Annotated in this window: 28 protein-coding genes; 23 read left to right on the forward strand and 5 right to left on the reverse strand. The window is 62.7% G+C overall.

The window, feature by feature from the left end; genetic code table 11:
- Window positions 1-100 precede the first annotated feature (100 nt).
- Both IE125_RS17615 and IE125_RS17620 read right to left on the reverse strand, forming a co-directional pair.
- Window positions 101-1216: a phage portal protein gene (locus IE125_RS17615; RefSeq protein ID WP_189445983.1), complete on the reverse strand. Its 1116-nt coding sequence runs from the start codon at window positions 1214-1216 to the stop codon at window positions 101-103.
- Window positions 1213-2991: a terminase large subunit domain-containing protein gene (locus tag IE125_RS17620; RefSeq protein WP_189445984.1), complete on the reverse strand. Its 1779-nt coding sequence runs from the start codon at window positions 2989-2991 to the stop codon at window positions 1213-1215. Before IE125_RS17620 ends, IE125_RS17615 begins: the two co-directional genes overlap by 4 nt.
- Window positions 2992-3152: 161 nt before the next feature.
- On the opposite strand from IE125_RS17620, the gene IE125_RS17625 reads away from it, so the two are divergent.
- The 16 genes from IE125_RS17625 (at window position 3153) to IE125_RS17700 (ending at window position 14532) form a co-directional block, all read left to right on the forward strand.
- Window positions 3153-3971: a GPO family capsid scaffolding protein gene (locus IE125_RS17625; protein ID WP_189445985.1), complete on the forward strand. Its 819-nt coding sequence runs from the start codon at window positions 3153-3155 to the stop codon at window positions 3969-3971.
- 13 nt (window positions 3972-3984) lie between these two features.
- Window positions 3985-5043 carry a phage major capsid protein, P2 family gene (locus tag IE125_RS17630; protein WP_189445986.1) on the forward strand — a complete coding sequence of 353 codons (1059 nt, stop codon included), beginning with the start codon at window positions 3985-3987 and terminating at the stop codon, window positions 5041-5043.
- Window positions 5040-5750 (forward strand): phage terminase small subunit, encoded by a 711-nt coding sequence (gene gpM, locus IE125_RS17635; RefSeq protein ID WP_189445987.1) that lies wholly within the window; start codon window positions 5040-5042, stop codon window positions 5748-5750. Before IE125_RS17630 ends, gpM begins: the two co-directional genes overlap by 4 nt.
- A 111-nt stretch (window positions 5751-5861) precedes the next feature.
- On the forward strand, window positions 5862-6335 hold the full coding sequence (locus IE125_RS17640; protein ID WP_189445988.1) for a head completion/stabilization protein: 474 nt from the start codon (window positions 5862-5864) through the stop codon (window positions 6333-6335).
- A complete protein-coding gene (locus IE125_RS17645) occupies window positions 6332-6544 on the forward strand; it encodes a tail protein X (protein ID WP_189445989.1) in 213 nt (70 codons plus the stop codon). Before IE125_RS17640 ends, IE125_RS17645 begins: the two co-directional genes overlap by 4 nt.
- Window positions 6545-6548: 4 nt before the next feature.
- Window positions 6549-6845 carry a hypothetical protein gene (locus IE125_RS17650; protein WP_189445990.1) on the forward strand — a complete coding sequence of 99 codons (297 nt, stop codon included), beginning with the start codon at window positions 6549-6551 and terminating at the stop codon, window positions 6843-6845.
- The gene (locus tag IE125_RS17655) at window positions 6842-7342 is read left to right on the forward strand and encodes a lysozyme (RefSeq protein ID WP_189445991.1); all 501 of its coding nucleotides are present in this window, start codon (window positions 6842-6844) and stop codon (window positions 7340-7342) included. Before IE125_RS17650 ends, IE125_RS17655 begins: the two co-directional genes overlap by 4 nt.
- 10 nt (window positions 7343-7352) lie before the next feature.
- Complete coding sequence (locus tag IE125_RS17660) at window positions 7353-7721, forward strand: hypothetical protein (RefSeq protein ID WP_189445992.1); 369 nt, start codon at window positions 7353-7355, stop codon at window positions 7719-7721.
- Between the two features lie 95 nt (window positions 7722-7816).
- The gene (locus IE125_RS17665; RefSeq protein WP_189445993.1) at window positions 7817-8299 is read left to right on the forward strand and encodes a phage tail protein; all 483 of its coding nucleotides are present in this window, start codon (window positions 7817-7819) and stop codon (window positions 8297-8299) included.
- Window positions 8296-8967 carry a phage virion morphogenesis protein gene (locus IE125_RS17670; RefSeq protein ID WP_189445994.1) on the forward strand — a complete coding sequence of 224 codons (672 nt, stop codon included), beginning with the start codon at window positions 8296-8298 and terminating at the stop codon, window positions 8965-8967. Before IE125_RS17665 ends, IE125_RS17670 begins: the two co-directional genes overlap by 4 nt.
- Window positions 8968-9041: 74 nt before the next feature.
- Entirely contained in the window at window positions 9042-9683 is a 642-nt protein-coding gene (locus IE125_RS17675) for a phage baseplate assembly protein V (RefSeq protein WP_189445995.1), read from the forward strand.
- An 8-nt stretch (window positions 9684-9691) separates the two neighbouring features.
- Window positions 9692-10033 (forward strand): GPW/gp25 family protein, encoded by a 342-nt coding sequence (locus tag IE125_RS17680; protein WP_229809195.1) that lies wholly within the window; start codon window positions 9692-9694, stop codon window positions 10031-10033.
- On the forward strand, window positions 10030-10929 hold the full coding sequence (locus IE125_RS17685; RefSeq protein ID WP_189445997.1) for a baseplate assembly protein: 900 nt from the start codon (window positions 10030-10032) through the stop codon (window positions 10927-10929). Before IE125_RS17680 ends, IE125_RS17685 begins: the two co-directional genes overlap by 4 nt.
- Entirely contained in the window at window positions 10922-11485 is a 564-nt protein-coding gene (locus tag IE125_RS17690; protein WP_229809196.1) for a phage tail protein I, read from the forward strand. Before IE125_RS17685 ends, IE125_RS17690 begins: the two co-directional genes overlap by 8 nt.
- A gap of 9 nt (window positions 11486-11494) precedes the next feature.
- The gene (locus IE125_RS17695) at window positions 11495-13921 is read left to right on the forward strand and encodes a hypothetical protein (RefSeq protein WP_189445999.1); all 2427 of its coding nucleotides are present in this window, start codon (window positions 11495-11497) and stop codon (window positions 13919-13921) included.
- Window positions 13921-14532 (forward strand): DUF4376 domain-containing protein, encoded by a 612-nt coding sequence (locus IE125_RS17700; RefSeq protein WP_189446000.1) that lies wholly within the window; start codon window positions 13921-13923, stop codon window positions 14530-14532. The genes IE125_RS17695 and IE125_RS17700 overlap by 1 nt, the downstream gene beginning before the upstream one ends.
- Window positions 14533-14576: 44 nt before the next feature.
- On the opposite strand, the gene IE125_RS17705 is transcribed toward IE125_RS17700, so the two are convergent.
- On the reverse strand, window positions 14577-14906 hold the full coding sequence (locus IE125_RS17705) for a YegP family protein (RefSeq protein WP_189446001.1): 330 nt from the start codon (window positions 14904-14906) through the stop codon (window positions 14577-14579).
- A gap of 247 nt (window positions 14907-15153) precedes the next feature.
- Between IE125_RS17705 and IE125_RS17710 the strand changes: the two genes are divergently transcribed.
- The 5 genes from IE125_RS17710 to IE125_RS17730 are packed head-to-tail and all read left to right on the forward strand — an operon-like array spanning window position 15154 to window position 20268.
- Window positions 15154-16323 (forward strand): phage tail sheath protein, encoded by a 1170-nt coding sequence (locus IE125_RS17710; protein ID WP_189446002.1) that lies wholly within the window; start codon window positions 15154-15156, stop codon window positions 16321-16323.
- A 37-nt stretch (window positions 16324-16360) separates the two neighbouring features.
- Window positions 16361-16873 (forward strand): phage major tail tube protein, encoded by a 513-nt coding sequence (locus tag IE125_RS17715; RefSeq protein ID WP_189446003.1) that lies wholly within the window; start codon window positions 16361-16363, stop codon window positions 16871-16873.
- Between the two features lie 58 nt (window positions 16874-16931).
- On the forward strand, window positions 16932-17285 hold the full coding sequence (locus IE125_RS17720; protein WP_189446004.1) for a phage tail assembly protein: 354 nt from the start codon (window positions 16932-16934) through the stop codon (window positions 17283-17285).
- A 26-nt stretch (window positions 17286-17311) separates the two neighbouring features.
- Window positions 17312-17443 (forward strand): GpE family phage tail protein, encoded by a 132-nt coding sequence (locus IE125_RS17725; protein WP_189446005.1) that lies wholly within the window; start codon window positions 17312-17314, stop codon window positions 17441-17443.
- Between the two features lie 11 nt (window positions 17444-17454).
- Window positions 17455-20268: a phage tail tape measure protein gene (locus tag IE125_RS17730; RefSeq protein ID WP_189446006.1), complete on the forward strand. Its 2814-nt coding sequence runs from the start codon at window positions 17455-17457 to the stop codon at window positions 20266-20268.
- On the opposite strand, the gene IE125_RS17735 is transcribed toward IE125_RS17730, so the two are convergent.
- A complete protein-coding gene (locus IE125_RS17735; RefSeq protein ID WP_189446007.1) occupies window positions 20269-20727 on the reverse strand; it encodes a hypothetical protein in 459 nt (152 codons plus the stop codon).
- Window positions 20728-20741: 14 nt separating this feature from the next.
- Here IE125_RS17735 and IE125_RS17740 point away from each other — a divergent pair, with 14 nt between their 5' ends.
- Both IE125_RS17740 and IE125_RS17745 read left to right on the forward strand, forming a co-directional pair.
- Window positions 20742-21185, forward strand: coding sequence for a phage tail protein (locus tag IE125_RS17740; RefSeq protein ID WP_189446008.1), 444 nt, complete (start codon window positions 20742-20744; stop codon window positions 21183-21185).
- The gene (locus tag IE125_RS17745) at window positions 21182-22201 is read left to right on the forward strand and encodes a phage late control D family protein (protein WP_189446009.1); all 1020 of its coding nucleotides are present in this window, start codon (window positions 21182-21184) and stop codon (window positions 22199-22201) included. The genes IE125_RS17740 and IE125_RS17745 overlap by 4 nt, the downstream gene beginning before the upstream one ends.
- A 27-nt stretch (window positions 22202-22228) precedes the next feature.
- Here the strand turns inward: IE125_RS17745 and IE125_RS17750 are convergent, their stop codons facing one another.
- On the reverse strand, window positions 22229-23089 hold the full coding sequence (locus tag IE125_RS17750; RefSeq protein WP_189446010.1) for a hypothetical protein: 861 nt from the start codon (window positions 23087-23089) through the stop codon (window positions 22229-22231).
- Window positions 23090-23474 lie beyond the last annotated feature (385 nt).

Raw genomic sequence — 23474 nt, forward strand, 5'->3', positions numbered from 1 at the left:
GCTTTTCGTTAAGATCCGGCTGTCGCTGTGAGGTCCGAGGGAGTGACAGGAATCAGGAAGATTCAGGCGACGCGCCCGGTGGCCGCCGGGCGCTCAATCTTCAATTGATCGAGGTAGAAGGCTCCTGGGGTGTCGGTGTTTCCAGCGAATACGGCCGGAACCTCACCACTTCTTCCCCTACCCGCTCGTTGATCTCGAGCATGATCTGCTGCAGCGGTTCGAGTTCGTTGGCCACATAGACACGTGCCGCCTTCTCCGAATCACCGAACCCACCCGTGTTGTTCGGGATGATGCCCATGAGCTGCGGCGGGATCCGATGACCGGCGAGCTGGTCGTCGCGGGTGATGTTCTTGATGTGCCAGAACTCGTCCTTCGCCGCGACCTCCGAGACCGGAATGATCTGAACGCCATCCTTCTTGCCGTGCGGCGAGTACATGAACAGATTCTTGAAGTTGCCGACGCCCTTCGACTCCTTGAGCGCGGTGCGCATCGCATCGATATCTTTTTTGTCGTGAGCGGGGTCGCTCACGTACATGATGAACCCAGCGTGCGAGCCATTGAGGTAGTAGCGCCGGCGGAACAGCGTCGCGCTCTCGTTGAGCCAGGCCGATTGGAGCGAGCCCAAGTAGTCGGGCAGCCCGTAGACCTCCTGGTCGATATCGGGCTCGAGCAGGTGGATCGTTCGGCCAGCGGGCAGCTCGGTCTTGTTGACCCAGTCCGGCACCCAGAAATAGCGATCGGTCTGCGCGCCGCGGCGCATGTATTTGGCTGGCCGACGTTGGAGGTCGAGCAGTCGCCCCAAGCGCCCGCGGATCTCTTCCAGGTAGCAGTTACCGAACACCAGGTAATCGAGCGCCAGCGCGCTGAACGTCTGGCGATTGAGCAGCGGGTGCGGGATGAAGGTGCGCAGGAGGATGTTGCGCTTCACCTGCAGCGCGCTCCCGTGGTGCGCCGTTGCCCGGTAGCTCTTCGCCAGCACGTCGAATGGGACCGGCGGCTCGTACCACTCGTTCGGCGACAGATAGACGCCTTCATAGAAAACGTCGCGCAGGCTGGTCACTGGCTCGGCATCGCCAAACGAGAACGCCTCGACGCTAGCCGACTCATGAGGCTTGGCCTCGCGCGCGGTCTCAGGCGTGTTGGCCTCTCGCGTCGTTTCGGACGCATTGGAGAGTATCGCGGGAACGCGCATTCGCGGCTTGGCGGTCGGGGTCATTCGTACATCTCCATGATGGATTCGCTGGTCTCGCCGGCCGGGCCGTCGATCGGTTCAAAGTGCAGGGCGTGCATCGTTGCCCAGGCCAAGTCGGCATGGCCTGTTTGCGCGTTGCGCCCGGATACGTAGGTGAATTGGCGGCCGCTGGCCGTGAGCTGTTTCTTGATCGCCATGAACGACTGGGCGAGATCCACCCAGCCGGCGTCGAATTCGAGCCGATCCTTGCGGATGATTTGCTGGGCCTGCAGCACCATCTGGGTCTTGAGCTCGACGGTGTAGTGATAGCGGGTGACGAGCGGGAACCACTTCTCGACGTGCTCGGCCACGGCCGCGCCGATGCCGGTGGTATCGATACCGATGTGGTCGATGTCGTACTTGTCGGCGAACTTGCGGATGAACGCCGCTTGCTCTTCGTAGTCCTGCCCCTTGAGCCGGTGCCGCTCGAGGATCCGATGCTTCTCCCCTGCCGCCTGCGCTGGCAGCACCACGACCAGTCCCGCGCCGTCGCCGTCCTCGTTGCGCCCCGTCGGGTCGTAACCGATCCAGACACCGCGATTGCCGACCGGTCTCGGTGCATAGGGGCGATAGACGCTCTCCCACTCTTCCCAGGCATCGACCATGCAGCCCTGCATGACACCGAGCGGGAACGCCGACTGGCTGTCGTCGACGAACACGCACTCGAACAGGTTGGCGAACTCGTCGGCGCTGTACTCGAACTGCAGATCCTCGACATCGAACAGATCGCACCCGCCGGCTTCGGCATCGTGAACGGTGACAATCTGCTTCCACTGGCGATCTCCGCACAGCGCGCCGGCGGCGAGCGCGGCGTGGCTCACGTCGATGTCGACCCGGTCGGCTTTCTTGCGGCGCTTGTTGATCCGCTCACCGGTCCAGAACGTGTAAGCCTCGTGCGCGATCGATGACGGCGTCGAGAAATACGTCTGCCGCCATTGCTTGTGCGTCGCCATCGCGCTCGCGACTTTCCGGAACTGCTCGAAACCGTGGATCCAGAAGTACTCATCCAAGTAAACATCGCCGTGGTAGCCCTGGGCGGTTTTCGAGTTGGTGCCGAGAAAATGGAGCTCCGCACCGTTGTCGAGGATGATCGGGTCGCCCTTCAGCTCGACATCGCAGGTCTCCTTGACGAACTGGATGATGTAGTTCTTGAAGATGTGCGCCTGTGCCTTACTCGCGCTGAGGAAAATCTTGTTCTTCCCCGTTTTGAACGCGTCGACGATGGCCTCGCGGGCGAAGTAAAACGTCGCGCCGATCTGGCGGCTCTTCAGGATGTTGCGTATCCGGTGCTTCTCGCCGGCATTCAGCCACTGGCGCTGGTATTCGAATAGCGACTCCAGGAACGCCGCTTCCAACGCCTCGAGCTGATCTTCCGTCAGCGCATTGCGCTTCGGCTTGCGCTTCTCGCCCGCGTTGCGCGCGGCGAGGTTCGGATTGAGATCCCCTTCCCTCCCCGTTTCCTGATATCGGTGCACCCGCGCCAGGCGCTCGATCATCCGCCCGAGCGCGTCGATCTCCTTGTATTCCCCGTTCCCCTTCCGAGCCATGCCAATGAGCTGGACGAGTCGCGCCTCGAGCGCACCTTCGACGCGTTGCGTGGGGCTCGCCTCTTCCCAGCCATCGCGGTCTTTCCAGCTATGCACCGTGGCCGCTTTCGTCTCGAGAAATTCGGCAATACGCGCGACACGCCAGCCCTGCCAGTACAAGTGGCGGGCCGTGAGTCGCGGGGAGTCGAGTGTGTCGGGGGCTGTCGTCGTCATGCGTGCCAGCCTATCCGCGCGCGCGATCCGCCGAACGGGGAGCCGTCTGTAAGCGGCCGTCTTACAGACCCTGCGCGTTGAGGAAGTAGCCGGTCACGCGGAACCTGACCGCACTTTGCACAGACCGCGACACCGCCCCGCTCACCCGCTGAGGAAACCCCATGCCCTGGCACGTTATCGCCACCGAAGGCGCCACGATGGATGGCCGCAAGATTCCCGCCGACTGGCTGGAGAAGATGGCCGCGAACTTCGATCCGAAGACCTACGGCTGCCGGATCAACCTCGAGCACATCAAGGGAGTTTTGCCGGATAGCCCGTTCAAGGCTTACGGCGATGTTACGGCGTTGAAAGCCGAGAAGAACGGCGAGGGCAAGCTGCAGTTGTTCGCCGAGATCGATCCCACCGACGAACTCAAGTCGATGATCAAGGCGCGTCAGAAGGTCTACTCGTCCATGGAGGTGGATCCGGATTTCGCCGACACCGGCGAGCCATACCTCGTGGGCCTGGCAGTCACCAACACGCCGGCATCGCTGGGTACGGAGATGCTGCAATTCAGCGCCGGCGCCGGTAAGGACTCTCCGCTAACGGGAAAAAAGACCCGTCCCGAGAACTTCTTCTCCGCTGCCCTCGAGCTGGAGCTCGCGGAGACCGTCCAGCCGCCGGCCGACACCGGCCCGTCGCTGCTCGACAGCGTGAAGGCGCTGTTCAAGCGCCACGACGCGAAGACCGACAAGGGGTTCGCCGTGTTCCGGGGCGACCTGGAGCAGACGCTCGCCCTCTTCGTTCAGAAGCACGCCGCGCTCGAGGACGAGCTCGCCAAACGCCCCACCGCCGAGGCGTTCGCCGAGCTGAAAGACGCTCACCAGAAGACGAGCGCCAAACTCGACGAGCTCTACACCACCCTCGACAACACACCCGACCAACCGTCTCGCTCGTTCGCCACCGGCAGCAGCGGCGACACCGAAATGACCGACTGCTAAGGACCGCCACACCATGCGCAACGATACTCGCATCCTCTTCAATCAGTTCGCCGCCCAGGTGGCAAAACTGAACGGCGTGCCGGATGCCACGCATAAATTCGCGGTCGATCCGAGCGTCCAGCAGCGTCTGGAAAAGCGCATCCAGGAATCGAGCGACTTCCTGAGCCGGGTCAACGTGATCGGCGTCGACGAACTCAAGGGCGAAAAGCTCGCGCTCGGGGTTTCCGGCCCTATCGCGGCACGCACGGACGTCAGCAAGCAGGATCGCCAAACCCGCGACATCAGCACTCTCGATGCCCAGGGTTACGAATGCCGGATGACCCAGTTCGACACGCACCTCGGCTACAACAAGATCGACGCCTGGGCGAAGTTTCCCAACTTCCAGGCCATGATCCGAGACACCATCGTTCGTCAGCAGGCACTGGACCGAATCACCATCGGTTTCAACGGCACTCGCGCCGCCGTCCAAAGCGACCCGACGGCCAACCCACTGCTCCAGGACGTCAATATTGGCTGGTTGCAGCATTACCGCACCCAGGCCCCCCAGCGCGTGATGTCGGAGGGCAAGGCCGGCGGCAATGTCGTTATCGACCCCACCAAGGCTGACAGTGGCGGCTTGGTAGGCGACTACGCCACGCTGGATGCCCTGGTCTACGACGCGGTCAGCAACTTCATTCAGCCTTGGTACCAGCGCGCGCCGGGCCTGGTCGTGATCCTTGGCCGGAACCTGATGGCGGACAAGTACTTTCCCCTGCTCAACCAGCTCGCTCCCTCCGAGCAGTTGGCAGCCGACCTGGTCATCAGCCAAAAACGCATTGGTGGGCTCCAGGGGCTGGACGTTCCGTTCTTCCCCGACAACGCGCTCATGGTTACCACGCTGGATAACCTCTCGATCTACTGGCAAAACGGCGCGCGCCGCCGGTATGTCACGGAGAACCCCAAGCGCAATCGGATCGAAAACTACGAGTCCAGCAACGAAGCCTACGTGGTGGAAGACTTCGGCGCCGGCTGCCTGGTCGAGAACATCGAACTGTCTTCGGCCGCGCGCGAGGGCAAAGGGGTTGAATCATGACCTCACCCGCCCGCCGACACTTCCAACGCGTCACTGCCGCTCAGTCGGCCGGTGACGCCATCGCTGGCCAGCCGCAGAACGGCCCGCAGTACGAGTTGATGATGGCCACGCTCTATGACGCTCGCCGCGCACTCAAACAGATCAAGTCGACCGAGGGAAAGATCGCCCGAAAGCGCGAGCTGCTGCCGCAATTCGACCCCTACATCGAAGGCGTGCTCGAGAGCGGCAACGGCGCTCAGGATGAGGTGCTGACCACTGTCCTGATCTGGCGCTTCGATATCGGCGATCTCGCCGGCGCGCTGGACATTGCCGGCTATGCCCTCGAGCACAAGCTCGACATGCCGGATCGGTTCGAGCGCGATCTCGAGAGCATCGTCGCCGAGCAGCTTGCCGAGGAGGTGCTGGCCCAGCTCGCCAAGCTAGGCGACGACGCCGACCCGTCCGAGCGCCAGGCACTCGGGACGCAGCTCGCATCGCTCATGGTTCGCGCCCGCGAAATGCTCGACGGCGCCGATATGCACGACCAGATCTCGGCCAAGTTTCACAAGGCGTATGGCTACGCCCTGCGCGACGCCGACTGCCCGAGCGCGGCCATCGAGCAGCTCAAGCGCGCGCTCGAGCTGAACGACCGCGCTGGCGTTAAGCGTGACATCGAGCAGCTCGAACGCCAGGTCAAAAAGAACGCAAGCGATCAGCCCAGCGGCTGACGCTGCAACCGAGTCGCACGCCGACCCCGGGAGGCATCGGGGGGAGATCCAGGCCACGTGCCCCATATCGACGATCCCCGATCCACCTCCCTCTAATTCAATGGATCGTCCATGTCCCTAGTCGCTCACGGCGGTAGTGAAAGCCAGAACCGGCCCGCCCCGCCGGTCCCGAACAATGGATTCTGGCCCGACATCGAGCCGGGCGATTTCCGCGATCGTCATCGCATCGAAACGACGATCACCGAGGGGCGCATCGTCCAGGCACTCGGTGTCGCCGTGCGCGACATCAATCGCCAGCTCGCCGGCTTTCAGGTGTCCCAGCAAGATGCCGGCATCCATGCCGCCGACGCGGTACAGGGCGAGCGATGGCAGATGCCCGGCGACACGACCGCGCTCTATCGCCAGGCCGTCTATGCCAGCGCCCACGCCAGTCTCCTCGAAGCGTACCGGGACTACAGCGCGACCCGATCCGGCGAGGAGATTGGAGAGGCGAAAGACGAAGCCGCCGACGACTATCGCCGCAATTCGCGCTGGGCCGTCGCCGAGATACTCGGCGAGACCCACACCACGGTCGAGCTGATATGAGCCGGATCGTTTACGCGCACCAGGGCGACACCGTCGACGCGATCTGTCAGCGCATCCACGGCAAGACCGCCGGCGTGACCGAGCAGGTGCTCGAGCTGAACCCCGGGCTCGCCGAGTTCGGGCCGATCCTGCCGCAGGGTACGCCGGTCGCCATGCCCGAATTGGCACGGCGCCAGGAGCGCACTGACACCGTCCAGCTCTGGAGCTGAGGCCATGCGAATCCGGCTCGACAACCACAACCACCGGCCCGATCCGATGATCGTGCTGATCACGCTACTCATCGCCAACGCGGGAGCCCAAATGGCACAGCAGCTCAACATCACCACGGAGGCGATCAAAACCACGCCGCCGGCCATCGTTTCGCTGCTCCACGCTGGAGGCATGACGCCAAGCGATTGGATCACGGTGCTGACGCTCGCGTATCTCGCGCTGCAGATCGGGCTGATCGTGCCCAAGTACCTCGAAAAATTCCGCCACTGGTGGGAGCGGATCCGCAGAGGCCGATCATGAAAAATCTCGGCAGCTGGATTGGCGGGGGCGCCATAGGTGGCGCCTGCGGCCTGGCATTGTCGATCTCCATCGGCGTCGTCAAACACTACGAAGGCACCGAACTGGAGAGCTACCCGGACCCGGTCGGCATCCCGACGATTTGCACCGGCCATACCGGGCCGACCGTCGAGCTGCACCAGACGAAAACCGCCGAGGAATGCGAAGCCCTGCTCGCCGGAGATCTCGGCAAAGCGTTCGACGCCATCGATCGCAACGTCGCTCCCGAGATCAACGCCACCATGCCACCAACGCGTCGGGCGGCTCTGGCCAGTTGGATTTTCAACGTCGGACAGGGCGCATTCCGGGACTCGACACTTCTCGAGCGGCTCAATGCCGGGCGAGTAAGGGACGCCTGCAACCAGCTCACGCGCTGGGTCTACGCCAAGGGCCGAAAGCTCGCCGGACTGGTAAAGCGTCGATCAACTGAGCGCGAACTGTGTCTCATGGGCCTGGAGTGAGGGCGCTCGAATGAAAATCCGCATCCTGATCGGCCTTATCACGCTCGCCATCGCCGCTTGGTGCGGCTGGCTAACGCGTGGCTGGTTCGAGGACGCCCAGCAGCTCACCGAAGAACGCGCCGCGCGGCTGGTCGCTGATGCCGCCATGGCCCGCGAGGCCGATATCGCCAGCGTCGTCGAAAGCCGGCTCGCCGAACTCGACGCCAACGAACGCATCATCGACCGGGGAGTGATCCGTGAGATTCAGAAACCGATTTATCGTCGTGTCTGCCTTGGCGATGACGCTATCCGCCTGCTCAACGATGCCGCAGCGGGGGGAGCCCCCAATTCAGCAGAACCTCAAGCGCAAATGCCCGACCACGCTGCCGGCACTCACTGACGGCACCGGCGGCGACGTCGTACTGACGATGCAAGCCTGGGCGAGCCTTTATCACGGCTGCGCCACTCGGCATAACGGACTCGTGGACGCCCTCGATGCGAAAACTCACTAGCCTGCGCCAGCACCTGCTCGATAGCGTGCCAGGACTCGCCGACGACCCGGACCGGCTCCGAACCTACGTTCCCGACGGCAATATCAAGTTTCACAAAGGCGCGCACCTCTCCCATGAGTACCGGGTAACCGCCGAGATCATCGTCGTTGGCATCGGCGGCGACCTCGATCCGACCGTGTTGCCCCTGCTCCAGTGGCTCGCGCACTACCAGCCGGACGTCGACCCCGAGCAGGCGCTGCGCTTCACGCTCGAGATCCACTCGAACACCGATATCGACGTCATTTTCAGCGTCGAGCTGACCGAGCGCGTCGTCGCTCTCGTCGACTGCGACGCCGGCGTGATTCGCAGCGAACACCGCATGCCGGAGTACCCGGCGAACGACTGCCCAGCAGAACGCTGGCAACTGTTCACGCGCGACAATCCAGCGGACGGCTACCGGCTCGCCGCCGAATGGGGCAACGCGTGAGCGATGACTCCCTGACCCAGCTCGCCGAATGGATCGAGCCGCTGCTCGACAAGCTCGAGCCCGCCGAGCGCAAGAAGCTCGCCCGTGAGATCGGCACCGCACTGCGAAAGCGTCAGCAGCAACGGATCCGACGGCAGAAAAATCCGGACGGCACGCCCTACCCGGCCCGCGTCGGCAAGAAAAAGCGCCGGCGCGCGCGCAAGCGGCTGCGCTTCCTCTACGAAAAGCCGGGGCATGCCGCCGAAGAGCGCGAAATCGTGAACTGGTTTTCCACGCCCGAGACCTACTTCGGGTTCGACCAGCGCCACGCCGGAGCTCTGCGCACGTTCAAGAAGCGTCGCGTCGTCCGCGTGCTCGAGATCGATCTGACGCCCGTCGCGGATCCGCGCGAGAAGGCTGGCAAGCGCAAGTCCAGCGAGGCGATGTTCGAGAAACTGCGCACCGCGCGCTATCTAAAGATGAAGCCGACATCGGATGGCGTTTCGATGGGCTACGAGGGCCGAATCGCTCACATCGCCCGCATCCACCAGGAGGGCAAACGCGCGCCGGTCAACGCCCACCTCGAGTACGACTATCCCAAGCGCCAACTGCTTGGGACGACGCCCGATGACGTCGAGATGATTCACGACATGATCGTTCGCCATCTCGGCGCGGACCTTGAGGGCTGACGCCCTACTGTAAGCCCGAGACTTACAGACACGCCCGCTACCGCCAATACGGGCACCCGCGACAGCATGGCGCCATGAACAACGCCGCCGAACTACTCCGCCTGATCAACAACCTGATCCGATACGGCACCATCGCCGAGATCGATCACGATGCCGTGCGCGTCCGCGTGCGCTCGGGTGACGCCCTCACCGATTGGATCCGCTGGCAGGAGCAGCGCGCGGGCCAAACGCGCACATGGAATCCCCCTAGCCTCGGCGAGCAGGTCGTGCTGCTGGCACCGGGCGGTGAGCTCCGCGCTGCCTCCGTACTCATGTCGCTGAACACCCGGGCCACCCCACCGCCGAGCGCGGATCCAAACGTGACGATGATCGAGCTACCCGACGGCGCGATCATCCATTACGACCACGGCGCGCACCACCTGCAAGCGACACTGCCCGGCACCGCCACCGTTAAGACCAAAGGCGACATTGTCGTGAACACCGATGCCGCACTCACTGCGACGGCCGCCGGCGGCGCGACGATCAATGCCAACGTCATCATCAATGGCGATGTCACGTTGAACGGCAACCTGAGTCAGCCCAGCGGCAAGACCGCGACCATGGCCGGGGACGTCAAATTCACCGGCGGCGTCACCAGCAACGGCAAGGACATCAGCTCATCGCACACCCATGACGACGTGAAGAGTGGCGGAGACAAGACTGGGGGCGTGACCTGATGCCCGGCATGAACCGCACAAACGGCGCCGCGCTCGATGGCTTCGAGCATATCCGGCAGTCCGTCGCCGACATCCTGACAACGCCGATCGGCTCACGCGTGATGCGCCGGGAATACGGCTCGCTGATTCCCGATCTCATCGATCAACCGCTCAACGACGCCTTGATGCTGCGTGTCTACAGCGCCGCCGTCATGGCGATCATCCGTTGGGAACCGCGCCTTCGGGTGACCGGCGTGCGGCAGACTGTCGACGTCGAATCACCCGGACGCGTTGCCGTGGAAATTCGGGGCGTTACCGAGGATGAAGACGACGTCGCGCTCGCCCTACCGCTAAACGGGGGTGACGCATGAGCGGCGGTTTCACGGCGGTCGATCTCTCACGGCTGCCCGCGCCGGCGGTCGTCGAGGAGATCGAGTTCGAGACGATCTTCGAGGCCATGCTCGCCGACCTACGGCAGCGGGATCCGAGCTTCGATGTCACCGTCGAATCCGACCCCGCCTACAAGATTTTGCAGGTCGCGTCCTACCGCGAAATGCTGCTGCGCCAACGCATCAACGAAGCGGCCAAGGGCGTCATGCTCGCCTACGCCATCGGCTCGGATCTCGACCACCTCGGCGCCCTCTACGGCGTCGAGCGTCAGACGCTGAGCGAGGGCGATCCCGACGCTATCCCACCGCTGCCGGCCACCCTCGAGACCGACGCAGATTTTCGCCGCCGTATCCAGCTCTCGCTCGAAGGCTTCAGCACTGCCGGCCCGGAAGGCGCCTACGTGTTTCACGCGCTATCCGCCGATGGCGCCGTGCTGGATGCCAGTGCGACCAGCCCATCTCCGGGCGAGGTCGTCGTCACCGTACTGTCGCGCGAAGACAACGGTAACGCGCCGGCGGCGCTGCTGGATCTCGTCGACCGCACGCTCTCCGCCGAAGACGTCCGGCCGCTCACCGACCACGTCACCGTGCGCTCGGCCGAGATCGTCGAATACCGCATCGACGCCACGCTCTATTTCTACGCCGGGCCCGATCGGGAGGTCGTGATGCGCCAAGCGCGACAACAGGCCACCGCTCACGCCGAACAACAGCACCGCCTCGGGCTCGACGTCACCCTGTCCGGCCTCTACGCCGCACTCCATCAGCCGGGCGTCCAGCGCGTCGAACTCACGTCACCGGCGGCCAGTATCGTCGTCGATCGCACACAAGCCACTTACTGCACCGCGATCGATCTTACCGATGGGGGCCTCGATGAGTGATTCAGGCACCCGAGGCGACGCCGTCAGCCTGCTACCGCCCAATGCCACCGCCGCCGAGCGGTCGCTCGAGGCCACCACCGCTACAGCCAGCGATCTACCGGTACCGCTGCGCTCGCTTTGGAATCCCGACACCTGCCCCGCCGATCTGCTGCCGTGGCTTGCCTGGGCACTGTCGCTGGATTCGTGGCAACCCTACTGGCCCGACCGCATCAAGCGTCAGCGCATCCGCGATGCGATCGAGATCCAGCGCCGCAAGGGTACCGCCAAGAGCGTGCGCGACGTGGTCCGTTCCTTCGGCGGCAGCCTGGCGCTGCGCGAGTGGTGGCAACGGGCCACACCCAGCGAGCCGCATACCTTCGATGTCTTGCTGACGCTGGGCGCCGAGGTTCCCAATACCGCCAATTTTCAGCAGGACATCGTCGACGAGATCTCACGCACGAAACCGGTTCGCTCGCACTTCACCTTCACCGCCGGATTGAGCGCGTCCGGTGGGGTAGGCATCGCGGGGGCAGCACGCCCGATCATTTACCGCCGACTCTCGGCCACTGCCGAATAGAGGATCCCCATGGCCATTGTCTTCACTATCACCGACGCCGGCCGCGCCGCGCTGGTCGACCCGGACAACAACGGCACCAACGCCGTCGTCATCGCCGAGGTCGAGCTGGGGTCCGGGCGTTACGCACCAACGAAGGATCAAACCGAGCTCAAGGCGCCAATCAAGCGCGTCGACACCATCGCCGGCAAAACGGTCTCCGACGACACACTTCACGTCACCGTGCAGGACGAGACGAATGATGCCTATCAGGTCGGCGAGATCGGCCTGTTCACCGATGCCGGCGTGCTGTTCGCGGTCTACTCCCAATCAGACTGGATCATCGAGAAAGCCGCGCCGGCCACGCTGCTGCTCGCCACCGACCTGGTCATCGAATCGCTCGATGTCTCGAGCATCACTTTCGGCGATGCCGCGTTTCTCAATCCCCCTGCATCCACCACAGTCAAAGGCGTGCTGGAACTCGCCACGCAGGAGGAAGTCGACGCCGGTACCGACCGGTTGCGCGCGGTCGTTCCGCGAACCCTGAAAGCCTTCATCGACAAGGTGCTCAAGGCCTACGCGACGGTGAAACAGCTCACCGATCACGCGGCCAGCCGCGACCACCCCGCCGCCAATACCAATAACCAGGGCATGGTCGAACTCGCCACCTACGCCGAGACCAAAGAGGGGCAGGACAATGCCCGCGCCGTCACGCCGGCTGCAAACAAGGCCGCACTCGACCAGCACCGTACCGAGATCGGCGCACACGATGCCGATCGTATCTCGCTCGGCAGCCTCGCCAAGCTGGGCGATCCAAAGACCGTGCAGGCCGCGCTCGCCGCACTGGGAACGGCCGCACTGGTAGATGAAGCCTCGTTTCGAGATGCCAGTAATCTCAACACCGGCAAGATACCCAAGGCCCGACTATCAGGCAGCTACGATATCGACGTGTCGGGCAGTGCCGGCGACGCTTCCAGGCTCGGTGGCCAACCGCTTTCGGCGCTGGTTCGCAACAACGTCGATGCCATGCAGTCCCTGAGCGGACCGCTAACCGTTAACACCAGCGGGCATTTCGACGACGGCAATGATTACGGCATCAGAATCGTGGCCTTCGAGCCCACCCTGCTACTGTTCGACAAGTCGACGAACGCTGGCATGGGCGCGCTGTACTACAACGGCGGCAGTCTGGTCGTGAAGGTCGATGCCGACGGCGACAGCGTCGACGATGTCAGCGGATGTGTGAACGCCTTCCAGTTCGCCGAGAACTACGCCCGGGCGTTTGGCTCGCTCGGCGTCGGCGGTGCGGTACCAGGCGGCTCATTCGACAACGGTAGCGCCATTGCTTTGGCTGATAACGACTCGGGTATCCGCGGCGCCGGCGATGGCAAGATCGAAACTTGGGCCGACAACCAGCGACAGGTAGTCGTCACCAAAGGCGTCGTTCGCGTCGATAATCAGCTCGTTGTCTCTTCCGCGCTGACCGCCGACTCCAGCGGCATCAAGTTGGTTACCGATCTCGCGTTGGCCAACAAGAACATTACCGGCGTCAACAAGATCGTCATCAATGATGACGGTTTTGGCGAGGGGTTCATGCTGCCCAACTGGGAGTTTTCGGAGAGCGGTGGATCTGCCTACGTCAGGGACAGCAAGAACAGCCATATCGTCATGGAATTTGCGCCCAATTATGTGAGAGCGGTAGACGGACTGGCCGTTGGTACTGCCGCAACAGCCAGCAAAACGTTCTGGAATGGTGCCGCTGTCGCTCTTGGCGATGATGATTCCGGCATTCGCGGAAGCGGTGACGGCCAAGTAGAAATCTGGGCAAATAATGATCGCAAGGCCTATTTCACGTCCGATCTGGCAGTGATCTATCCCGAGTTGGTGATATCGAGTAGCAAGATCCGGCTCGGATCCGGCGGCACCACGAATTGGGACGGTATCGTCTACGACGAAGGCGACAACACCCTGGCGTTCTATGCCGATCAGGAGCCCGGCAAGGACACACCCCGCGTATTGCTCGGGCCCGGTTGGGTCGAAGCCGGCGGCGACAGGCTGCTGAAAGAGAGAGATTACGACGCCACGAAGATCACCAATGGCGGCGCCCGACTCTCAGTTTCGAGCGGCGGCAACGTCGACTATCACGATGGCAACGACTATCGATTCCGCATCCGGCCCAATGGACGCATCGACCGAGCCGATGGGGGCATCGACAGCAACCTGATGAATATCAGTGTGGGGGGAGTGGGCACTTACGCACTGCTCAACAACAAAGCGAACAAGCGCTTGCAGCCGGGCGACACCATCGGCGGTAGCAATCTCGAGTACACGTCTCTACGCCCCGTCGACAAAGGGCTTTCCGGCGAAAGCCCCAGTGGGACATGGCGCTGTATGGGCCATACCTATGACGCGGACGCCAGCTACGCCGAAGAGCGCGCGTCACTTTTCGTGAGGATCTCCTGATGAGCGATACCCAAATGGCTGAAGCGATCGAAGAGACCGTGACGTTGCCAAACTGGCGCAACCCGGTCGCCAATCCCGATGGAACGATTGATTGCGAGATCGAGCACGGGCGGTTCGGCTGGATTCCGTTCACCGCCTCGGCAGCCGATGTCGAGGCCCTCGGCCCAGCGCTCCACGACGCCATCACCCTATCTGGCCAGGAGATTCCCAACCGCGTTACGCCGATTGGAGAGATCGCCGACCGCAAACGCGCCAAGATAGAAGCCGCCCTCTCAGCCGCACTCGCCGCCGGTATGGCCTACACGCTACCCGACGGCACCGAGGACGTAATCCAAACCCGCCCGGACCAGGACGAAGCCAACCTTTTGGGCCTGGCCATCGAGGCCCGCGACCGACGCACCGCCGGCGAGACCGGCGCGGTCATGTCTCTGCGTGCGAAGTCCAATGCCGTCTACTCGCTTACACCCGAACAGATGATCGCGCTGACCGATGCCGCGAAAGAGTTCAAGCAAACGCTGCTGGCGAAGTCTTGGCAGCTCAAGGATGCAGTCAGCGTCGCCGAGACTGCGGGGGATCGAGAAGCGATCGAAGCCGTGAGGTGGGGAGAGTGATAGGAACCGGACCAGCCGCCACTGGTCCGGTTAGCTGAGCCAGCTCAGGTGTTGTCTTTCGTTGGGCCCTTGCCATTGGTCTTGCAGGACTCGATGCCGTTATCGCGTCCCGCGGTCGAGGTATACATCTCGCTGGTTCCGATGACCTGCCCGTTCGCCGCCTTCAAATTGAAATAGGGGCTGTTATCCCTCGCGGTCTTCTTCTCGTAGCGAGCATCGTTACCGCTGTTGGTTCGACATGACTCGATGCCGTTCTCGGCAGCGCCTTTCGACTCATAGGACTCACTACTCAGAATCGTTTCGTGATTGCCCGCCTTGAGGACGAAGTGATATTTACCGCTGGCTTTCTTATCGAGGACGTAATAACCGGACATGCTCTACTCCCGTTACTGGTTTCGAAGATGAACAAGGATCCCGATGCATCTGGAATCTTCGCCACCCAAGCAATACGCCTCAGCGTTACACAGTGCAATGCAATAAATAGTCTGTAGCGCTCCCCCCTCGACCCGACATCTGTAAGCCCCCGACTGACAGACCCACCCGCTGGCCGCCCTCTCCCACGCGGGGCAACGTGTCGGCACGTCCGCATGGACCTTTCCGCACACCGCCCAGGAGCCGCCCATGGCCGATTACCATCACGGCACGTCAGTCACCGAGATCAACGAGGGGACGCGCACTATCCGCGTCGTGTCGACGTCGGTCATCGGGCTGGTCGCCACCGCCGACGATGCCGACGCCGTCACTTTCCCGCTCGACACCCCCATCCTCATCTCCAACGGCACCACCGCGCTCGGCAAAGCCGGAACCTCTGGCACTCTCGCCCGCTCGCTCGATGCCATCTTCGACCAGACCACGCCGGTCATGGTGGTTGTCCGCGTCGCTGAAGGCGCTGATGCCGACGAGACTAAGGCTAACGTCATCGGCGGCGTGAACGAATCCGGCCGCAAGACAGGTATCCAGGCGCTGCTCGCCGCGCAGGCCCGCTTTGGCGTCAAGCCGCGCATCCTCGGCGTGCCCGAGCTGGACGACCAGGATGTCGCCGCCGAGCTCATCAGCGTCGCCCAGAAGCTCCGCGCGTTCGCCTACGTCTCCGCCTACCAGTGCACCAATGTCGAAGAGGCGTCGATGTACCGCCAGGCATTCGGCGCGCGCGAGGCAATGGTCATCTGGCCCAACTTCACCGGGTTCGATACAGAGACCGAACAGACCCGCGACCTCTCCGCCGTCGCTCGCGCCCTGGGCCTGCGCGCGAAGATCGACCAACAGACCGGCTGGCACAAAACGCTCTCGAACGTGGTCGTGAATGGCGTCACCGGCCTGAGCGCGGACGTCTATTGGGATCTACAGGATCCGAACACCGACGCCGGCATTCTCAACGCCGCCGACGTGACGACGCTCATCAATCGCGACGGCTTCCGCTTCTGGGGCTCACGCACTTGTACCGACGACCCGCTGTTTGCCTTCGAGAACTACACCCGCACCGCCCAGGTATTGGCGGACACGATGGCCGAGGCGCATCTCTGGGCCATCGACAAGCCCATGACCCCCAGCCTCGCCCGGGACATCATCGAAGGCGTGAACGCCAAGTTCCGTGAACTCACCCGCCTGGGCTACCTGCTCGGCGGCCAGGCGTGGTTCGACACCGAAGTGAACACCGCCGAATCGCTCAAGGGCGGCAAGTTGTACATCGACTACGACTACACCCCCGTTCCACCGCTCGAGCACCTCGCCCTGCGCCAGCGCATCGTCGACCGCTACCTCGCCGATTTCGCGTCGCGCGTCGATGCCTGAACCGGCTCGTCATCGGGAACCGTAAGGAGAAAGGAACATGGCACTACCCCGCATCATGAAGGACTTCAACGCCTTCGGTGACGGCAACAACTGGCAGGGGATGATTCCCTCGCTGACGCTGCCCGAGCTGGCGCGGCGCATGGTCGAGTACGAGGGCGGCGGCATGGATGGCCCCGTCGAGGTCGACCAGGGCCAGGAGCTGATGACGATGGAATGGACCGCCGGTGGGCTGCTCGTCGATGGCCTGTTCGATTCGTTCGGCTCCCCCGTGCACGACGCAGCGATGCTGCGCATGACCGGCAGCTACGAAAGCGACGAAACCGGCGAGGTCATCCCCGTCGAGGTCGTGGTTCGCGGTCGTCACAAGACCATCGGCATGGGCGAGGCCAGCAAGGGCGACAACAACACGATCAGCGTCACCACGACGATCAGCTACTACAAGCTCACCGTCGACGGCGAGGAGATCATCGAGCGCGACGTCCCGGGCTACGTGTTCAAGGTGCGCGGCGAGGATCGCCTCGAGAAGCGGCGCCGGGCACTCGGCCTGTAATTCACCGATACGCAGCCCGACCGACGGTTGGGCTTACCCCTGAACCTGGAGCGACAACATGACCGAGAAGACCACCACCGCCGACATCACCGACACGGCCGCCGAACAGGAAGCCGCCAAGAATCCGAACGAGACCATCATCACGCTCGATTACCCGCTCAAGCGCGGTAGCAATAGCGTCAGCGAGATCACCGTGCGCAAGCCGCGCTCCGGTGCCCTGCGTGGCGTCTCACTGACCGACGTACTGCAGATGGAAGTGACCGCCCTCAACAAGGTGCTGCCACGCATCACCGAGCCCGCGCTCTCCGAGACCGAACTGCGCGACATCGATCCGGCGGATCTCTTCCAGCTCGGCGGTGCCGTCACCGGTTTTTTGCTGCCACGGAAGTACCGCGAGGAAGCGAGCGAATAGCGCTCCCCGATCGCGTCGATGACGCCATGGCGGACCTCGCCATGGTGTTCCACTGGACACCGAGCGACATGGACGACATGCCGCTCGAGGAACTGACCGAGTGGCGAGAGCGCGCCCGCCTCCGCCACGAGCCCCCCAGGACAACCCCGCAACGATAGGACGCCCACCGATGGCCGGAGATCTGAAACTCGACGTCATGCTCCGCGCCATCGACAAGGTGACCAAGCCGCTCAAGAAGATTGCCAAGGGCACCGGCCACACCACCGACGCGCTGCGGGAAAACCGCGAGCAGCTCAAGACGCTCGAACGCGCGCAAAAAGACATGCGCGGGTTCCGCGAACTCAAGCAGCAGTCGCAGGAAAGCGGCCGCGCGCTGAAACAGCAACAGGACGAGATCCGCGATCTCTCCCGCCGGATGAACGAAGCCGGCGCCGATACCCAGGCGCTCGGACGCAAACGAAAGCAGGCCATCAAACAGGCACGCACGCTTTCCCGCCGCTACAAGGATGAGCAGCGCCGCCTGCGCGACCTACGCTCGAGCATGACCCGCGTCGATGGCGTGACCGGCAGCTACAGCGACCAGCAGGCCGAGCTTCAGCGCAGGATCCGACGCACCAACGATCAGATCCAACAGCAGCAACGCGAACTGCGCGAGGTGGCACGCCGGCAGAAGGCCGCGACCGAAGCGACGGATCGATACCACCGCACCATCGGGCGCTCCAATGGCATGCGCAGCGCCGGCATGACCGGCATTGGCGTCGGCGGTGGCGGCGTCTTTGCCCTGAGCGCCCAGGCACTCAGCGCCGAAGCGTCCGGGGCAAAGCTCGCCGCACAGTTTGGCGAATCGAGCGATCTCGGGCTCGACTATCAGGACGTCATCGCCGAAGTCTACGGCGCCGGCCGTGGCGCGGACATGCAGCAGGTCACCGAGGGCGTCGCGGCCGTCGCCGCGGCCTTCGGCTCGCTGGACGATATCGGCCGAACCGGCCTGACCGATCTCACTCGGCGCGCGCTAACCCTTTCGGATGTCTTCGGTACCGACGTCGCCGAGTCGGTCCAGACTGCCCAGCTCATGGTCAGGAACGGGCTGGCCAAGGATGCCAACGCCGCCATGGATCTGCTCGGTGCCGGCTTCCAGCGCGTCTCCGTCGAGATGCGCGACGAGCTACCCGAGATCCTGCACGAGTATTCGACCAACTTCCGCGCGCTGGGCTTTGACGGTAAGCGGGCAATGGGCCTGCTCGTCGACGCAGCCGGCCAGGGCAAGTTCGCTCTCGACAAGACCGGCGACGCGCTGAAGGAATTCACGATTCGCGGCTCGGACATGAGCAAGGCCAGCGTATCCGCCTATGAATCGGTGGGGCTGAACGCCCAGGCCATGTCCGATGCCATCGCCAGCGGCGGCACCTCGGCACGCGATGCCCTACGGCAAACCGCCCAAGCCATTCTCGCGATCGAGGATCCAGCCAAGCGCGCCAACACCGCTATCGCCCTGTTCGGCACGCCCATCGAGGATCTCTCCGTCGACCAGATCCCGAGATTCCTCAAGGGACTGGCCGGCACCGGCGAGGGGCTAGGCGACGTCACCGGCACCGTAGACAAGATGGCTGACGCGCTCGGCGACAACGCCATGTCAGCATTGAAGCGTGTGCAGCGCGCGCTTTCCGGTGAGTTGATCCGCGTCCTGCGCGACGTCCGCGACCAGATCATCGACGTCAGCGATGCCGCGGTGGGATGGATGAAAGATAACCCCGAGCTGGTCTCGATCATCATCAAGGCCACCGCCGCTATCGCCGCGCTCGTCGCGATCTGCGGCGGGCTGACGCTCGTCATCGCTTCACTGCTCGGCCCCTTCGCCGCCTCGCGCTGGGCACTCGAGATGCTCGGCTTGCGCGCCAAGGGCGCCGAGTCGATGCTCGGCAAACTCGCCAGGGGTGGCATCACGGCACTTGGCGGGTCGCTGAAGTGGCTCGGCCGCATCGTTGCCGTGGTCGGTCGGGCATTCCTGCTCAACCCGATTGGCCTCGCCGTTACCGCCATCGCCGGCGCCGCGTATCTGATCTATCGCAACTGGGATGGCATCTCCGCGTTCTTCGCTGATCGCTGGCGCGACGTCAAAGCGGCGTTCGATGAAGGCGTCGGCGGCGTAATGCGCCTGCTGCTCAACTGGAACCCGCTCGGCCTCGTCTACAAGGGCATCATCGCCATTCTGCGTAAGCTGGGCGTCGAGGTGCCGGACAGCATCGCTACCCTAGGCGACGCTATCGTCAACGGCCTGGGCGCGGCGTGGAAGGGCATCACTCGGCTCTGGGACTGGTTCAAGCAGGCACCCGGCAAAGCCATCGGCTACGTGGAGGATCTCATCGGCGACTGGGATCTGATGGGCCAGCTCGAGCAGAAATGGGACGAAGCGATCGCCTACATCAAATCGCTGCCATCACGCATGTGGAGCGCAGGCAAGGACGTTGCGGCCGGCCTCGGCGAAGGCATCAAGAGCGGCGCGTCAGCCGTCGCGGATCGCGCGGGCGACATGGCCGACGGCGCCATCCAAAAAGCGCGCGAGCTGCTTCGGATCAACTCGCCGTCTCGCGCATTCCGTGAGATCGGCGGTCACACCGTCGAGGGGTTCAATCAGGGGCTGGACCAGAAGCGGGACGAACCGGTGAAGCGAGTTGCCGAGATCGCCAGGCGTGTCACCCACGCCGGCGCCGGAATCGCCCTCGGTGCCGCCGCGCTACCCGTTGCCGCCATGCCAGCCATCGATGCCGGTCGCGGCATCCCGGTGGATACTCGCCCGCCCGTCGCCGCGCAGGCGGGTGGAGACGTCCAGATCACCATCGGCGACATCAACGTCCACCCCGCTCCGGGCATGGACGAGCAGGCGCTGGCACGTTACGTCGCTGCCGAGGTTCAGCGGGCGCTGGCAGAAGCCGAGCGCGCCTCTGCATCTCGCACCCGGCGCAATCTCTACGACAACGATTGATCAGTGATAGCGAGGAGGTTTGGTGCGGATGAATTGCGGTGGCTTGGAGGCCTGAATTCTCTTCGCGCGTATTTGAGCTCTGAGGGCTTGGAGGATGAACGCGAGCGTATTGATAAGTGACGCGAGCAGCGCCGAGAAGAGCCCTGCAGCAAGAAACCATGTGGAATCACTCTTGAGATTCGAAAGCGGCGCGAGCAGGAAGGCCAAGAACACCGCGAGGATCGCAAACACGAACGCATCCTGCGCATGCTCGTCGCTCGGATCACGCAAAAGGAAGCCGAACACCGCACCGATCAGTAGGAAGAAAGGTTCCAGTGTGTTTGACCTCGCAAGGCGAACCACATACTCCCGGTCTCCCCCAAAATCGGCAATCAGCACGATACCAAGGCAGAAGAAGAAGAAAACGAACGTCGCTTTCCAGCTTAGAACTGGCTTGCAGTTGAGTATCCGACCCAGCATTCGAGGTTCCCATTATGATGATGGTTTATGGCATGTTCGTTTTCTCGTTATCGACCGCCGCCTATCAAGACTTCAGGCGCCAGACGCAGTGGCGAAACTCCAGCCTGTCGCGGATCGGCAAACGTCCCGCGATCCAGTTCCTCGGCCCCGGTACCGACAGGATCACCCTCGCCGGCGAGCTCTACCCCGAGTTCACCGGTGGCCAGGCGAATCTCGATCAGCTCCGCGCCATGGGCGAACAAGGAGCCGCGTGGCCGCTGATCGAGGGCACCGGCCGCATGTACGGGCTGTTCACCATGGACTCGATGGACGAGGGCAGCGACCGGCACTTCCGCGACGGCGCCGCCTCGCACATCACGTTCTCGCTATCGCTCTCACGCATCGATGACGACCAACGCGAGCGCCTGGGCACCATCTCCGGCGCGGCCCTACGCGCGGTCACCGGGGCGCCGTCATGAGCAACGTCGGTCGCCCGGCTCGCACGCCTGATTATCGCCTCGCCATCGGTGGCGAGCAGGTCACCCCGCGCCTTCGTGGCCGGCTGCAGCGGCTGACGCTGACGGATCGCCGCGGCCTTGAGGCCGACCAGCTCGACCTTGAGCTGACCGATGACGACGGCCAGCTCGCCCTCCCCCGTCGCGGCGTCGAGATCCACGTCGCCATCGGCTGGGTCGGTGAGCCGCTCACCGACCGGGGGACGTTTATCGTGGATGAGGTCGAGCATTCCGGCGCACCGGATCGACTTTCCATCCGCGCCAGTAGCGCCGACTTTCGCGGACAGTTTCCGGTAAAGCGTACGCAAAGCTGGCACCGCACCACGCTCGGCGACATCGTGACCACGCTCGCCAAGCGTCACGGCCTCAATCCCTGCATCTCGCGCGAACTGGATACTGTCAGCATCGCGCACATTGATCAGACCGACGAAAGCGATATCAACTTCCTGACCCGTCTGGCCGAGCGACATGACGCCATCGCCACGGTGAAAGCGGGGAATCTGCTGTTCATCCGCGCCGGCCAGTCGACCACGGCCAGTGGCCTCGAGATCCCGCCGATCATCATTCGCCGGGAGGACGGCGACCGACACCGCTACAGCGTGACCGACCGCGACAGCTACTCCGGCGTCATCGCCGCATGGCACGATACCGACGGTGCCGAGCGTCGCGACGTCATCGCGGGGTCCGACGAAAATCCCAAGCGCCTGCGACCCATCTATGCAAGCAAGGAAGACGCCCTCGCCGCTGCCAAGGCCGAGTGGCAACGCCTGCAACGAGGTATCTCTGAATTTGGCCTGACACTCGCGGAGGGGCGGCCAGACATCTACCCAGAGACGCCGGCACGATGCGTCGGGTGGAAGCGCGCGATCGAAGAGACCGAGTGGTTACTCACCGAAGTGCGCCACGACATAGGTGATAACGGCTACATCAGTAGCCTCCAGTTCGAAACGCAACGTCAAGAGGTTTTAGAAAACCCCTAAGATGAAAAACTGCGAGGTGTGAAATGCCTACTGACGCTTTTCTTTTGCCCTGTGTTCGCGGTGCTGCCATATCGTATGGACTTTACGGTGTAGCCAGCCACTCCATCCAGGAATCGCCCGTGAATAAAGCTCATGACTTAAAAAATCTGTTTTCGGAATGGACTGATCGTAAGAGCCAATAATTTCCGGGAAGTCTGCAAAAACTTTTCGCGTAATTTTTCTCTTCGCGATATCTCGATAGACAAAAGCCGCTCGGCGATAAATCTGCCGCTTTATCTCTTTCTTAGCATCGACATTACATGCACTCGCGATCTCGTAGGCATGCTGCATGATATCTTCATGCACTATTCGGCATAATACTTTCGCACGTTCGATATCTCTTCTATTTTTTGCGGCCCCCATTCGGCCATAGCCTACATTGGCAATGCGTGTCCACAACAGCATTTCGGGAGAGACCACTCGGAAGCGAATAGGTGTACCTCGATAATCCCATTCAATTTCAGCCGAGGACTTTACTAACTCTTTTGCAGTGGCGCCGTAAACGTCTCCCATCACATCAACTGTATAATTATAGCCAGCTGATAAGGACGTGTGCGGTACCTGGATTAGCGCTCGATTTGGCGTGTGGTCGCCGAGTTCTGAAAATCTAGCAGCCCCGTTCCACGATCTTGCAAGGATCTTTATGCTTTCTTCATCGTCAGTGACAATATCCAAATCCGAAGATGTCAGCACCTGATCTTCTCGCACGGTAAACGTGCCATCACCGAATAGAAAGTGCGCCCAAAAAGAAATCGCCTGGCCCCCTATCAGGACCAGGCGACATTGATCTTCAGGCGCCAACTCAGATATCAGTTCCAAAGCTACATCAAGCTGTTCTCTAGCCGACATCCATTTTCTCAGCCAATTTTTGCAACACTACCTCGGCGCACAACGCGGGCATGCTCACGAGCACCATGAAAATATGAGCTGCTACTCGCGGAGCTAGCATCCTGCCGTAGTTCCTGTTTCCGCAAACGTTCTTTCTCCTGCATCCGCAGGACAAAGCAATCACGATGCTCAAGACTCACTTGGGAAACCATAGAAATCACCGAAAAATCAATGAGTTGACCAAATTCTACTTGGTTCACCCCTTCGTAGACTGGCGCTTGCGCCAGTCTACGAAGGGGTGAACCAGTAGTCAATCACTCCGTCACACTGTGAAATACTAAGACGCTGCGTGCGCTACAGCAACCTCTATCTCTAATCCTGTCGGTGCACGGCGCTGTCTATGAGT

It is taken from the genome of Salinicola rhizosphaerae, from assembly GCF_014652715.1.
GTDB classification, from domain to species: Bacteria; Pseudomonadota; Gammaproteobacteria; order Pseudomonadales; family Halomonadaceae; genus Salinicola; species Salinicola rhizosphaerae.